At 70.0% G+C, this 13,157-nt stretch carries 13 protein-coding genes; 7 read left to right on the top strand and 6 right to left on the bottom strand.

What is annotated here, in order from left to right; all coding sequences use genetic code 11:
• Window positions 1-6: 6 nt before the first annotated feature.
• The 5 genes from WMF24_RS10160 (at window position 7) to WMF24_RS10140 (ending at window position 4,467) form a co-directional block, all read left to right on the top strand.
• A complete protein-coding gene (locus WMF24_RS10160; protein WP_437736181.1) occupies window positions 7-684 on the top strand; it encodes a DUF3540 domain-containing protein in 678 nt (225 codons plus the stop codon).
• A 12-nt stretch (window positions 685-696) separates the two neighbouring features.
• A complete protein-coding gene (locus tag WMF24_RS10155) occupies window positions 697-1,806 on the top strand; it encodes a S41 family peptidase (protein ID WP_437736180.1) in 1,110 nt (369 codons plus the stop codon).
• Window positions 1,807-2,001: 195 nt separating this feature from the next.
• Complete coding sequence (locus tag WMF24_RS10150) at window positions 2,002-2,718, top strand: hypothetical protein (RefSeq protein ID WP_437736179.1); 717 nt, start codon at window positions 2,002-2,004, stop codon at window positions 2,716-2,718.
• A gap of 251 nt (window positions 2,719-2,969) precedes the next feature.
• Window positions 2,970-3,806: a hypothetical protein gene (locus WMF24_RS10145; RefSeq protein ID WP_437736178.1), complete on the top strand. Its 837-nt coding sequence runs from the start codon at window positions 2,970-2,972 to the stop codon at window positions 3,804-3,806.
• A gap of 196 nt (window positions 3,807-4,002) precedes the next feature.
• Window positions 4,003-4,467 (top strand): DUF3565 domain-containing protein, encoded by a 465-nt coding sequence (locus WMF24_RS10140; protein WP_437736177.1) that lies wholly within the window; start codon window positions 4,003-4,005, stop codon window positions 4,465-4,467.
• Window positions 4,468-4,560: 93 nt separating this feature from the next.
• Here the strand turns inward: WMF24_RS10140 and WMF24_RS10135 are convergent, their stop codons facing one another.
• The 3 genes from WMF24_RS10135 to WMF24_RS10125 are packed head-to-tail and all read right to left on the bottom strand — an operon-like array spanning window position 4,561 to window position 6,320.
• Window positions 4,561-5,064 carry a hypothetical protein gene (locus tag WMF24_RS10135; protein ID WP_437736176.1) on the bottom strand — a complete coding sequence of 168 codons (504 nt, stop codon included), beginning with the start codon at window positions 5,062-5,064 and terminating at the stop codon, window positions 4,561-4,563.
• A 4-nt stretch (window positions 5,065-5,068) separates the two neighbouring features.
• On the bottom strand, window positions 5,069-5,584 hold the full coding sequence (locus WMF24_RS10130; RefSeq protein ID WP_437736175.1) for a hypothetical protein: 516 nt from the start codon (window positions 5,582-5,584) through the stop codon (window positions 5,069-5,071).
• Window positions 5,585-5,603: 19 nt separating this feature from the next.
• Window positions 5,604-6,320 carry a hypothetical protein gene (locus WMF24_RS10125; RefSeq protein ID WP_437736174.1) on the bottom strand — a complete coding sequence of 239 codons (717 nt, stop codon included), beginning with the start codon at window positions 6,318-6,320 and terminating at the stop codon, window positions 5,604-5,606.
• Window positions 6,321-6,957: 637 nt separating this feature from the next.
• On the opposite strand from WMF24_RS10125, the gene WMF24_RS10120 reads away from it, so the two are divergent.
• Entirely contained in the window at window positions 6,958-8,250 is a 1,293-nt protein-coding gene (locus WMF24_RS10120) for a PAS domain S-box protein (RefSeq protein ID WP_437736173.1), read from the top strand.
• Between the two features lie 123 nt (window positions 8,251-8,373).
• Here the strand turns inward: WMF24_RS10120 and WMF24_RS10115 are convergent, their stop codons facing one another.
• Entirely contained in the window at window positions 8,374-9,195 is an 822-nt protein-coding gene (locus WMF24_RS10115) for a hypothetical protein (protein ID WP_437736172.1), read from the bottom strand.
• A 694-nt stretch (window positions 9,196-9,889) separates the two neighbouring features.
• Between WMF24_RS10115 and WMF24_RS10110 the strand changes: the two genes are divergently transcribed.
• Window positions 9,890-11,128 (top strand): hypothetical protein, encoded by a 1,239-nt coding sequence (locus WMF24_RS10110; RefSeq protein ID WP_437736171.1) that lies wholly within the window; start codon window positions 9,890-9,892, stop codon window positions 11,126-11,128.
• 226 nt (window positions 11,129-11,354) lie between these two features.
• On the opposite strand, the gene rnk is transcribed toward WMF24_RS10110, so the two are convergent.
• Together rnk and WMF24_RS10100 are read right to left on the bottom strand one after the other, a co-directional pair.
• Complete coding sequence (gene rnk / locus WMF24_RS10105) at window positions 11,355-11,777, bottom strand: nucleoside diphosphate kinase regulator (protein ID WP_437736170.1); 423 nt, start codon at window positions 11,775-11,777, stop codon at window positions 11,355-11,357.
• Window positions 11,778-12,180: 403 nt separating this feature from the next.
• Window positions 12,181-13,107: a hypothetical protein gene (locus tag WMF24_RS10100; RefSeq protein WP_437736169.1), complete on the bottom strand. Its 927-nt coding sequence runs from the start codon at window positions 13,105-13,107 to the stop codon at window positions 12,181-12,183.
• Between the last annotated feature and the right edge of the window lie 50 nt (window positions 13,108-13,157).

The raw sequence follows: 13,157 nt of genomic DNA, 5'->3' as shown, positions 1-13,157 counted from the left end.
GGAGCCATGTCGATGGGAGCCAAGAAGGAGAGCGATCGCGGGGCCGCCGTGCGGGTGGACGCGCCGGGCGACGAGGATCTCGACAGGCGAGCGCGCGGCGCGGACGTGCCCCGGATCGGCCTGGCGAGGGCCGGTGCGCCGGGCGGCGCGGGCCAGGCCGGCGACGTCGCGGCGCTGCCGGGGGAGTACCTGGGCCCGGCCCGCGTCACCGCGCTGGAAGCGGGCGCTGTCGCCGTGGAGCTGCCGGGCGGCCAGCCGGTCGCCGTCGCGATGGCGCTCGCGCTGCCGTACGAGCCGGCGCTCGGCGACACGCTGCTCGTGATCGGCCGGGGGGAGAGCTACTACGCCATTGGCGTGCTCCACGGGCGCGGGCGGACGGTCCTGTCGCTCCAGGGCGACGTGGCGGTGCACGCCAGGGAGGGCGCGCTCTCGCTGTCCGGAGACCGGGGGGTCGAGATCCGGGGGCCGGAGCTCGAGGTGCAGGCGGGCAAGATCCGGATGGTGGCCGACGCCGTGGTCCAGAAGTTCACGTCGGTGTACCAGCGGGTGAGCGCGCTCCTGAGCGTGCAGGCGAGCGAGTCGCACACGGTCGTGGAGAAGAGCGCGTTCACGAAGGCGAAGAACGCCACGATCCTGACCGAGGAGACGGTCACGGTGAACGGCAAGCAGATCCTCTTGGGCTAGGAGGCCAGCGCGATGCTCCCTGCGAACAACAAGGGTGCCGGCTTGAGCGCCGGTTTTCCGGACGTGTGCCTGTCTCCTGTGTTCGGGCTGTTCCCCTTCCCGAACATGCACCCGAACGGGATGAACTTCCCTTTCTCGTTCAACGTCTGGTTCTCGATGATGGCCGCGCTGTTCGTGGCGTCGTTCTCGTTCCTGACGACGGGCGATCAGGCGGGCACGCTGCACCCGACGTTCATGGGGCAAGGGCGGTACATCTTCGGCAACGTGCGGGTCTTCATCAACTTCTTCGCCGCGGTATCGCTCCTCTGTCCGAGGGTCGGCAACAACTTCAACTGCTTCATCGGCATCCAGGTGCTGCCGAGCGTCACGAACGTCTTCATCATGTACAACGCGGGGAGCGCGGCCGCCGCCCGGTCCGCCGGCGCCCCGCCGCTGGCCGACGTCGACGCGCTGCTCGCGTCGCTCCACCCCTGCGGGGGCACGTCACCCGTCGAGAGCGCCTTGCTCGCCCCGGGTGTCGGGTACGTGCGCATCCAGAGGTTCTCGCTGGACGTGCCGTCGCGGGTCCACACGGCGCTGCGCGCGCTCGAGGCGGAAGGGCTGGAGACGCTCGTCCTGGATCTGCGCGGCAACCCCGGCGGGGAGCTCACCGCGTGCCTCGAGCTCGCGGGCGACTTCCTGGAGCCGGGGAGCGTCCTCGCGCGGGCGATCGACGCGGACGGCGACGAGACCGTGTACCGGTCGAACCACCGGGATCCGTGCCGCGCGCCGCTGTGGGTCCTTGTGGATCGCGGGACGGCCTCGGCGGCGGAGCTGTTCGCCGGCTGCCTGCAATGGCACGGGCGCGCGGTGATCGCCGGCGAGCGCACGTACGGCAAGGGGACGGCGCTGAAGGTCGTGGCGGATCCGGACGACGGGCGCGCGGTGCTCGCGGCGGCGGCCGTGGTGAACCTGCCGGGCGGAGAGGCGATCCAGGCGACGGGCGTGCGGCCGGATGTCGCGCTGGGAGACGGCGAGGACCTCGAGAACGGCGGCGAGCAACCGTCGCTGGCGCAGCTCCTCGCCACGAAGGTCGCCGAGCGATACGGCGCCTCGACGTGGGCGTCTCGTGGGAAGGCTTGAAGGCCGTCGCTTCAACCGAACCAGGCGACAGAAGCGTTTCGGCGCGGCCCTGGCCCCCACGGCGCGCGTACCGCCCGGGAGCCCACCGCGGGCCAGGGAGCGGGCGAGCTCGTCGCGTCGAGATCACGCGCTCACCGACAGCGTGCGCACTTGTCCCACGCAGCGCGGAAGACGCAATTGCGCTACGAATGCGGGATGTTCGGTCCAGGGCATCCTCAGTATCGTCCCCCGCCGCCGCCTCACCACCCTCACTACCCTCCCCAGCCGCCGCCTCATTACTACCCGCCGCCGCCCCCGCCGCAGCGTCCGAAGCCGGGCGTGTCGCCGCTCGTCATCGTGCTCGCCGTGGTGGGCGGGATGTTCGCGCTCGGCGTGGGCGCCCTCGTCGTGCTCGGCGGCGTGGCGTACGTGATGGCGAGCGCGACGCCGGAGCACGCCGTCGGCGAGCCGGTGCCCTCCGAGGTGTCGACCCTGGGCGCCTCGCCGGTGCCGCCCCTCCAGACGAACACCTCGCCGGTGCCGCCCGTCCAGACGAACACCCCGATTCGCCCCGACCTCGACCCGGACGAGAGGGCAGCCGCTGACCCGTCCAGCGGCGACCGCGCTGCGGACAACGCCCCCTCGCCCGCCGGCGACGACAGCGACGCACCGGCGGCCCCGGCGGCCGCCGGCCGCGCGAACGAGGGCGCCAGCAGCGGAACGGCGACGGGCGGCACGTCTTGGTGGTGTACGGCGAGCGCGTCCGTGCGCGTCTGCGGCTTCGCGGGTGCCTGCAACTACCAGATGGTGTTCGGCAACGGCGGGGGCAAAGACCGCTTCATGGCATCGCAGCAAGCGAAGCGCGCGTGCGAATCGAGCGCGCGCGCCAAGGGCGCCACGGCCTTCTGCGTCGTGCAGTGCAGCCCTCGCTGACGAGGGATCGGCGGCTGGCCATGGTGCCAGAACCCTCGTTGCCCTATCGCCCTGAGAAGCGATCTCGCCTGATGGCTGAGTCCAGGACGAGAAGCCCCGGATCCTCGTGCCCGCCGCGTGCGCCGCCGTCTCCTCGCGCCGCTGGAGCAGCCTCCAGGGGCCGGCGAGCCCGTCGATGGCCGCCCGGCCCGCGCCCCCGGCGGCCCCGCGCGGCGGTGGACCCCGCCCGCGGGGCGGTGGTAGGAGGAGATATGGCGAAGAGGCACGCGGCATGGATGTGCGCGGCGTGGACGCTCACTGCCGGCGGGTGCACCGCGCTCGCGGGGCTGGACGAGAGCTACCACCTGGTGGACGGAGCGGGCGGCGCGGGCGGCGCGGGTGGCGGTCCGTCGTCGGCCTCGGCCTCGGCCGCGGGCGGCGCGGGGGTGGGCGGGGACGATGGGGGCGTCCCCGCGGACATCGAGCTGATCGACGACATGGAAGACGGCGACAGCGCCATCGATGAGGCGGGCGGCAGGGTCGGCTACTGGTACAGCTACAATGACGGGACCGGCACGCAGACTCCCCCGGTCTATTCCGAGGAGATGCCCGTCGGGTTCCACCCCGAGGAGCTCACGCCGCCGCGCGGCGAGAGCACGAGGGCGGTGCACACGTTCGGGTCCGGCTTCACCGAGTGGGGCGCCGGCGTCGGCTTCGCGCTGAACGGCCCCGACATGGGCCTGTTCGCCTACGACGCGTCGGCGTATACCGGTATCGTGTTCTGGGCCAAGCTCGGCGATCCGGGCGCGGTGACGACCGTGAAGGTCAACATCTCGGACAAGCTCTCGGAGCCGGCGGGCGGGATCTGCGATGAGACGGCGGGAGAGGGCGACGCCAATCGGTGCTTCGACCACTGGTCCATCATGGCGCCCCTCGGCACGGAGTGGGCCCCGATCGTGATCCCCTTCGAGGAGCTCACGCGTGCCGGCCTGGGCGCCGAGCCCACCGCCCAGGCCATCGACCTCGAAGGCATCTACACGATCGAGCTCCGCTTCGGGCAGGACGAGGTCTTCGACGTCTACATCGACGACATCGGCTTCTACAGATGATCGCCTGAGCGGCGCGTGCCGCGCGGCACGCGGCGAGGCGCGGCTCGACGCCCCCCTGTCGCAGCTTGCCCGCCGCGCTCACGGGCCTGAGCGGCGCGCCACCGGGTGCCACGCGGAAGAGGTCAGCGCGTGGCCCGGAGCGGTCTCAGGGTGGCCTCGACTCGCAGCCATGCCTCGGGCGATGTAAGCTGGGACGATGCGCAGGCCGATCACCGGTTACCACAAGGACGACGCGGACGACTGGGTGGCCGAGCTGAGCTGCGGTCACGGTCAGCACGTCCGGCACAGGCCACCCTTCCTCTCGCGCCCCTGGTCGCTCACCTCCGAGGGCCGGGACTCGATGCTTGGCACCGAGCTCGACTGCGTGCGCTGCGATCGGCTCGAGATGCCCGACGGGCTGTCCGCGTACAAGCGCACGGCGGAGTTCGACGAGGGAACGATCCCCGCTGGCCTCCGGAAGAACCACGCGACAAAGGCCGGTGTGTGGGGCGTGATCCACGTGATCTCGGGGCAGCTCCGCTACCGTGTGGATGGCCTCGACGGGCGAGAGCTCCGGCTGACCCCGGAGACCCCAGGGTTCGTCGCGCCGGAGGTGCTGCACCACGTCGAGCCCGACGGTCCGGTGAGGTTCTTCGTGGAGTTTCACGCCAGGGGCGCGTGACCCCGCCCAGGTCGCGCGACCCGGGGCGTGGCCACTACCCCTGGCTCGCGGACATGGGCGATCCCATCGAGCTCCTGCCCGCGGCGCGCGCCCTCACGCCCGCTCGAAGTCGCTGATCAGCGCTTCGTAGAGCGCGTCGCTCATCAGGTAGTCTGCCCACCACTGCTCGACCGGCGTCGCGCCCCGGCGCTGCTGGAAGAGGACGAGATCGTCCAGCTCGCCGTCGTACCAGCCCCACAGGAAGCGGGCCCGCAGCACGTCCACGTTCCGCCTGCGGAGCTCGGCCACCGCGTCCTCCAGCTCCTCCTCGTCGAACTCCTCGATCAGCGCCTCCGCCTCGTCGATGATCTCGGAGAGGTACGCCATCCCCTTCTTCGTGATCTCGAACCGCGCCTTGCGGCGGTTGACCTCGACGAGGCCCGCGTTCACGAGCTCCTGGAGCACATCCTCCAGCGGGGTCAGCTCGGAGGGCAGCACGAGGGGCATCTCCATGCCTCCCTCCGCAGGCTTCAGGTCCATCTTCTTCAGCACGTAGATGCCGGCGTAGACCAGCTTCTGCTCGCGCGACACGACCGCATCTCTTCGTCCAAAGCCCATCGACTCACTCCGCTATGTGCCAGGCCTCCGCCTCGAGGCGGATGTGCCGGCGACCGTCTACATCGGTGTCGAGCCACGAGTCCACGTCGCCGTCGGCGTAGTAGACGGGCGTGCGCCCTGCCGCCTTCGGCTGCCGGACGCGCGCTGCGTGGGGGTTGCACATGGCGAGCACGATGGCCCGCTCGCCGCCGGAGACGACGGGCAGCCAGCGCTCCAGGAACGTCGACAGGAGCACGGTCACCGAGTAGTCCTTCGCGACCTCCTCGACGAAGAACTCGAGCTCCACGTCGTCCGACAGCGCCTCCGGCTCCTCCGCGGCGTGCACCGCGAGGACGAGCGCGTCCGTCACCCGCAGCGGCTCGCCATCCGCGCGGCCGTCGAGCCAGATCTCGGCCACCTGGCACCAGCCGAACTGCGTGGACTCCAGGTCCGGCGCGTCGCGGTGCTGCTCCAGGTTGAGGAGCTCCAGCGCGGGACGGCCTCGGAAAGGGAGCTCCGAGATGCTCCGCAGGGGCTGCATCGCGGCGGGAGGCGCGCGGCTAGGCGAGGAGGCGCTCGGGCCTGCGGCTGCGCTCGCTGCGGCGGACGCCGAACCGCGAGCCGCCAGACCGGCCGCCCCCGATGCTGTTGCTGCCGACGTTGTTGTAGCGCCGACCGGTCTGCGACGCCTTGCTCCTGTCGACGGACGGGTTGGCGGCGCGGTACGCGTCGCGCTGGGCCTGCAGGCTCGACGCGCGGCTGGGCGGCGTGCTGTACGGCTGCGTGTACACCGGCACGTAGTTCGGGCGGAACGCCGACGACAGCATCGAGCCGAGGATCATGCCAGACGCCAGGCTCATGAGCGGCGAATGATAATAGCTGTAGGCGCCGAACCCGGACGTCTGGACCTGCGCGGTGCCCTCCGGCGTGATGTCACGACGGATCGTGAACACCTTCTCCGGATCCTGCACGGCGCCGTCGGTGTTCTTGTCGAAGAACCCGGTGACGACCTGCGTCTTGGCGTCGAGATCCTGGACGGCGACGCTGATGACCTCGCTCCCCTGGTAGATCTCGTTGACGCGCCGCTCGAAGTCCTCGGGCCCCTCGGCCGCCTTGTAGGCCTCGTTGATCTTGTCGAAGTCGAGGTCGACGGTGGTGTTCTCGGTGGTCGCCCACCGCTCGTTGGACCGCTGGCCAGCGCTGTCCTTGCCGCAACCGGGGGTCGCGAGGGCGAGGGTCGTCAACACCACGACAGGCAGGATGGTCTTCGTATGCATCTGGAAGGATCTTTCTGGAGCCGTAGGGGGATTCCGTCAAGCCGGGGCCGGCAGCCGCCGGGCACCGGAGATCCCGCGTTGCGGCACCGGAGACTCCGCGCGCGGGGCCCAGACGGCCGACGAGCCCGAAGAGACCGCCCGTCGGGCGGAACCAGCGATCGCACCGGCAGGACACAGATGCGGCGCCCGGGAATCAAGAAATTTCTTCCTCGCCCACCGTGGCGTACGCCCCAGGTCCCCGACGTTCCTGCTCACCTCGATAAAAGTACCACAATTTCAGCACCTTGCAACCACATACATTTGAACACCTGAACACAATCGCACCTCCGCAACTCGGCGAGCCATGGTGGTGGGGCATACAGGTGGTGCTCCACATGGTGCGCGAGCGCCTCGTGCGGCGAGGCGTACACGACGTGGCCGCGCTCGCACTGCCCACGTGGACGCGCACGCACGTGGCCGCGCTCGCACTCACGTGGCCGCGCTCGCACTGCCCACGTGGCCGCGCTCGCACTGCCCACGTGGGCCGCGCTCGCACTCCTGCGATGAGCTCTTCCCCGTGGCCGCCCATCGGTAGTAGCCTCGCGGTTCGGGGTGAAGTGCCGAGTCGGCACCATCTGAATTCACCGAGGGGAAGTCCATGGACTCTCATGATCCGGAACACCGTGCCCTGGAGCACGAGCTTGCCGCGCTCCGCGCTCGCGTGTCCGAGCTCGAGCGGATCGAGCGCGATCTGCGGGCCCAGCTGCGCCGCGCGCACCGCATGCACGAGGCGGCGCCCTACCTGATCTCTGTCCACGATCCGGTCGAGCAGCGCACGCTGTACGAGAATCGCTCCCTCGCTGCAGAGCTCGGCCATGCGACAGACGACGCGGATGTCTCTGGCCCGGATGCGTTCGTGAAGCTCTCTCACCCGGACGACCAGCCCCGCGCTCGCGCGCAGCAGAGCCACGTCCAGGAGGGCCTCGCGGGCGACACCGCCGAGCTCGCTTGCCGCCTGCGCAGGGCCGACGGCTCGTGGGGCCGGTTCACGAGGCGTTACATCCGCCTCGATGACGACGCCGGCAGGCCGCAGGTCATGAGCGTGATCCAGGACATCACGGCCCAGGCGGAGAGAGAGGCCGAGCTGCGCCGTCGGGCCGAGGACGCCGATGTCTCGAGGAGGCTGATCGACAATGCGCTCGACGGCATCACGATGACGACCCTGACCGGCGAGGTCACGTATGCAAACCTCGCCTTCAAGACGATGAGCGGCTTCGGCGACGCGGCGGTCGGCCGCCCGCTCGTGGACTTCTATGCACCGGAGGACTTCGCTCAGCTCTCCAACGAGGTCATGCCCGCCCTCAAGAAGGACGGCGCCTGGCGCGGCGTCCTCAAGATCCTGCGCCCGGACGGGAGCGCGTGGATGGGGCAGCTCAGCGCCTTCGCGATCATGGGCCCGACAGGCGAGCCGACGGGCCTGTCGGCTTTCTTCAGGGACATCACGGAGCAGCTCCGCTACGAGCAGGAGACGCTCGCGCAGGTGCAGCTGATCCAGGCGCAGCAGGCGGCGCTCCGGGAGCTCGGCACGCCGCTCATCCCGATCGCCGACGGGGTGATCGCGATGCCGCTCATCGGGACGCTCGACCGGGAGCGCGCGCAGCAGATCCTCGAGACCCTCCTGAACGCGCTCGGCGAGAGGCAAGCGGTGGTCGCGATCCTCGACATCACCGGCGTGAAGCACGTCGACGGGGAGGTCGCCGCGGCGCTGATCCGCATCGCGCAGGCCGCGAGGCTGCTCGGCGCCGAGGTGGTGTTGACGGGCATCCGCCCCGTCGTCGCGCAGGCGCTGGTCGACCTGGGGACCGAGCTGCGAGGGCTCGTCACCTGCGGCACCCTGCAGACCGGCATCGCCTACGCGCTGGCGCACAAGGCGCGCACGATCTCCGCCTGAGCCTCTCCCCGTCGCGTCACCGGTCTCACGGCGAGCGCCTCACCATCGGCCCGGAGCGCAGAGGCTCCCCCCGAGGTCGCGCAGCGGCCGGCGCCGCGCCGTGGGTCGATGCGAATCGGCGGGTCAGAAAGCGTCGGTCTCGACCGTCAGCACGGCTTCGTCGAAGATCTCGGGGCTCGAGAAGAACGGGAAGGTCAGCGTCGTGCTGCCGAGGATCGCCTCGAGATCGTCGCCCGCGGCCGTGAGCGTCACGCCGCTCCCCTCGCCCAGGCGGATGCCGGTGACGGCGTTCTCCTGGAGGATGTTGCCGTACCACGCGGATTGATGCCAGTAGTTGAACGTGGTGAGCGGGCGCGGCGGCGCCGATGGATCCGGCAGGGTGACCGGGCCGTTCAGCTCGAAGGCGAGGCCCGCGGGGCGAGGAACGGAGACGGCCAGCTCGGCCTCGGGGCCCGAGGTGCTCGTGATCTCGTACGACATGAAAGGAGCGTAGCGCGCGTTCACGCCGAGGAGGCGGAGGCGGGCCGCGAGGATCGGGTGGGTGGTCGCAAACGCGATCTGGTAGAAGTTCTGATCTCCCGTGCCCGTCGGGGGGACGACGCCGACCCCGAGCTGCGCGAAGACGCCCGGCCGGGCGACATGGTCATTCACGCTGATCTCGGCGCAGTCCCCCGCCTGCGCGACCACGACAGCCATGCCGGGGACAGCCTCGATCACGGTGTAGTCGTCCGGCACGAGCGGCGCCACGGTGGCCAAGGGGGCGAGCCCCACACCGGCGAACTCGTCGCAGTCGAGGTACCGAGCGCCGAAGTCGGGCGAGACGGAGACCGCCTCCTGCGAGGCGGCGATCTCCGGGGCGGCCTCCGGGTCGTCCGGCCCCCCCGTCGCCCCGCAGGCTGTCACGAACGTCAGCGGAAAGATCATCACGAGCGCGCTCTTCTTCATCGGTCCTGTCGACTCCAGTCCGGGACTTTCACCCGGGCCGACATTTCCACCGCTTTGCCGGCGCGTCGATGGCCATCGGCGGGGGAAAGCACAGATACGTCATGGATCTCCGAGCCCTGCGCTTCGAGTCATGGCGGCGCCGGCACCGGCGCGCCCGCCCCACCGCAACCATGGCAGCGAACGAATGCAGCGCAGCTGCACGACGGGACAACCGCTGCCAGGAGCTTGATTTTTCAAACCTCGTTTCATTTCCTGGCCTCTCTCGACCTCGCAGCGCGCGCGAGCTGCTCTCGAGCTTTGATAGGACGCGAGCGTTCATCGACGTTTTCGCCACAGAGCGCCTCCGAGATCGCTCTGGACGTCTTATCGATTGTCACCGACCGAACTCGTGCTATGATGTTCCGCTCAGCGACGATATCTTTTCATGCCCGCTTCCTTGTTGTCGGACAAGATCCCACCATGGGAGACTGGTAACATATCGTGGGCTTCGCTTGACTCGCGGTGAAAATGCTTATTCGCGGTGAATGAGGGGACCGGTCAGGTCGCAGGGTGGAGACGAGGGAGTTCCTTCGAGACGAGCTTTCTCCCGCGCTCTCGAGCGCGCTCCGCGACGCCACGATCCCTTCAAGAAGCCGCTTTTATGGTCCGGCGCGCCGAACGACGTTCCCGGAGCCCGGACCTGAGAGAGGTGAGCATGTCTCGAAAGTTTCGTCCGTTCATCACATGGTCGCTCGTCGCGGTGTTTTCCCTGTCGGCGGGCTGCATCGCTGCCGATGAAGAGCCCTCCGCCGTCGGGGATGTCTCGATCGACGGCGAAGCAAACGCCGCGAGCGGCGCGGCAGAGGTGACCGACCGGACAGCCCTCGTCCCTGGGACCTACCTTCCAGGGCCGACCACGACGGGACCGATCTGGACCGGCGCGTTCCAGCAGATGGAGGCGAACTCAGGAACGACCATCCGGCTGACCACCCCGAACATCACCTACAAGCGCGTCGAGTTCTGGGGGACGGTCGTGCCGAAGGCCAGGGGCATCAAGTTCGACGAGTGCATCTTCCGCGGACCCGATCCGTCGAAGTTGCCCGAGCCGCGGGCCCTCCTCACGAACTATGGAGACAACCCGCCGCACGCCGTCATAGAAAACTCGCTGTTCGATCCCGAGGCGTGGATCACGAAGCGTGGAAAGTCCGCTCCGGCGCACAACGGCAACCCCGCCGGCCGGCTCCTGCAGTCGCAGCCCGCCCTTCACGGTGGCAACTTCACCCTGCGCTGGAGCGAGATCCGGAACGTCGAGGACGGCATCAATTACGTCGGGCGCACGGCGGATTGGACGAACCAGCAGACCACCGTCGAGATGAACTGGATCCATGCGGGCGAGTACAAGAACGGGACGGACACGCCGTCCGACGGGCGTACCCACAACGACGCCTTCCAGTTCAACGCCGGGCGCAACGTGGTGCTCCGCGGCAACCTGCTCGGGGGCCCCCGGGACATGGTCGGCTATCGCATCTGGCCGAACGGGTACAACTCGGGCGACGACTACTCGAACGCGAGCATCATGTTCAAGCAAGAGGTCGACGACTCCGACATGCGCAAGCTCACCAACATCCTCATCGAAGACAACTTCTTCTGGGGGGCGGTCGCGGGGCTCAACCACCACTACGTTGCGAGCAGGAAGAACGATTTCGCGACCACCACGATCCGTGACAACTTCTTTGTCGAGCGGCAGATGGGCTGGGGCAACCCGCTCACCGCTTCGGAGGACGATCACAAGGTGGGCGTGGAAGCCCAGGCGAGGCCGTCGGCCGGTTGGTACATCGTTCGCTCTCCGGAGATCAAGTCGACCTACCAGAACAACCGGATCATCACCGTGAACGAGGACGGCTCCTTCGTCGTCCGCGGCGAGGTCCCGATCTCGAGGGGATCGAGCAGCTGAGCCGCAGACCGCCGGGCGCGCTTCGTTGTGCGCCTCGACGCTCGCGGATCGTCGCGCGAGGCAGCACGGCGAGCGCTCCGGCGCTCGCGGCCCGGCGCGCGGGGCGACGCGACGTGCGCCCCGCCGCTTGCGGCGATGCGACCGGGCTCGAAAGAGACGGACGGCTCAGGTCGAGCCGGGACGCGCGTTTCGTCCTTCGGGATCGGCGGTCCCGCCGGTGTGGAGCTCAGATGTCGAAGCGACCCGACGCCTCGGGCTGGTAGACGATGCGCTCGATCCGGAGGCGCCGCGTCCGGCTCGGCGTTGGCCACTCCACCTCGTCGGCCTCGCGACAACCGAGCAGCGCGAGCCCCATCGGCGCCAGCACCGAGATGCGGCCGCTCTTCACGTCGGCGATCCCGGGGAACACCACGGTCACGCAGAGCCGCTCCTGGGTGTCGAGGTCGAGGAGCTCGGCCCGGGAGTTCATGGTGATCACGTTCGGCGGGATGTCCCCCGGCTTCACGACGTCCGCGCGCTCGAGCTCGGTCTCGAGCGCCTCCAGGTTCGGGGAATCGCCCCCGGGGCGCGCGCGCATCGCTTCGAGCAGCCGCGCGAGCCGATCGCGGTCAAATTCGGTGAGGACGATGGGGTTCGAGTGGGGTGCCATGAGCTGGGATCTCCTTGTTTCGTTGACGCGTGCCGGGCTCGGCCGAGGAGGTCCACGCCAGGCGAGCTGGCCGGCGCGAGTGCTCATCCAGGTCGCCCGCGCAGGGCGCCCTCGCCCCGAGCCCGCTTCATCCCGGGAGCGGCTGGCGAAAAGCGCCGGAAGACCGCTCCCCTACGAGCGTGCGGGCGACCTCGGGCAGAACAGCCGGGTTCGCAGGGAAATGAGCGCGCTGCGCGCGCCGTGGCAAGGCCACGGCCGCGATGCGGCGGGGTGCAGGCAGGCGCTCATTCCATGGAGACCGTACCACGAGGATCCCCCGCGGGCCACGGCAAGGGGCGGCGCGCCGGCCAGCTGTCCTCGTTTTCGTCCCCGTCCGTCCCTCGAGCTCCGGCCCCGAGCCGGCTCATCCGCCGCGACGCGGGCGAGAGCCCCGCGGCAGCGACCGCCGCGACCGGAAGGCGAGCGCGAGCACCGCCATGGACAGCAGCGAGGCCGCGCCGATGTCTCGGGTCCGGCCTGCCTGGCCCACGCTGCATCCCTCGGCCGCGCCAGGCTCCGCGGGCGGATCCGTGTCGTCGGGCTGAGCCGGGTCGGTGGGTTGGGCCGGGTCGGTGGGTTGGGCCGGGCTGTCCTCCGCGGGGACACACACGGGCTGCACGAGCAGCGCATTGCCGGCGGCATCGAGCATCCGGGGCGCGAGGCAGAAGGAGCCGCTCCGCACCGTGATCTCGACCTCCGAGCGCCCTCCGGGCACAGGGACCGGCGCCGTCTGCGGCGGCGCGGGGTCGAAGAGCACCGGCTCATCCACCGAGAAGGACAACCGCACCTTCGTCCAGGGGCCACCGCCGTTGCAGTTGTTGGGTTCGCTGGTCCCACGCTCCAGCACGCTCACCGAGAGATCGGTGGAGAGCGGCGTCCGCTCGTCGTGCGCCGTGCCCGTCGTGAACTGGTGCCAGACCGGCTCGCCGGCGTCCGCGCCCGGCTCCTCGACCATGGCAGCCGTCCACTCGTACGTCGTGTTCTCCGCGAGCGGCCCCGCGTGCGCGGCGCAGAGATTGCCGTCGTAAAAGCCGTCGCACGACACGGAGACCGGCACGACCTCGCCGCTCTGCGCTTCGCGCAGCGTGAAGGCGAGCCGACCCAGGTTCGAGCCGGCGAACAGCGCCGCGTTCAGCGGCACATCGACGGCGCCGTCGCGCGGCGAGTGCGCGGTGACCTCGGGCAACGTTGCGCCGCACGCGGACGGCTCCGTGGTCCATGTCAGGGTGGACAGCGCCGCCGCCCCGGCCACGAGGCCGGGTACACAGCGACGAAGAAGGATGAGGTGCATGCCAGGCGTCATGCGAGGCGCTGTTGGCAAGCCGGATGCCAGCCCGTGGC

The organism is Sorangium sp. So ce1335, assembly GCF_051521615.1.
Lineage (GTDB): Bacteria > Myxococcota_A > Polyangia > Polyangiales > Polyangiaceae > Sorangium.
This window is presented reverse-complemented; position numbering and strand designations above follow the sequence as displayed.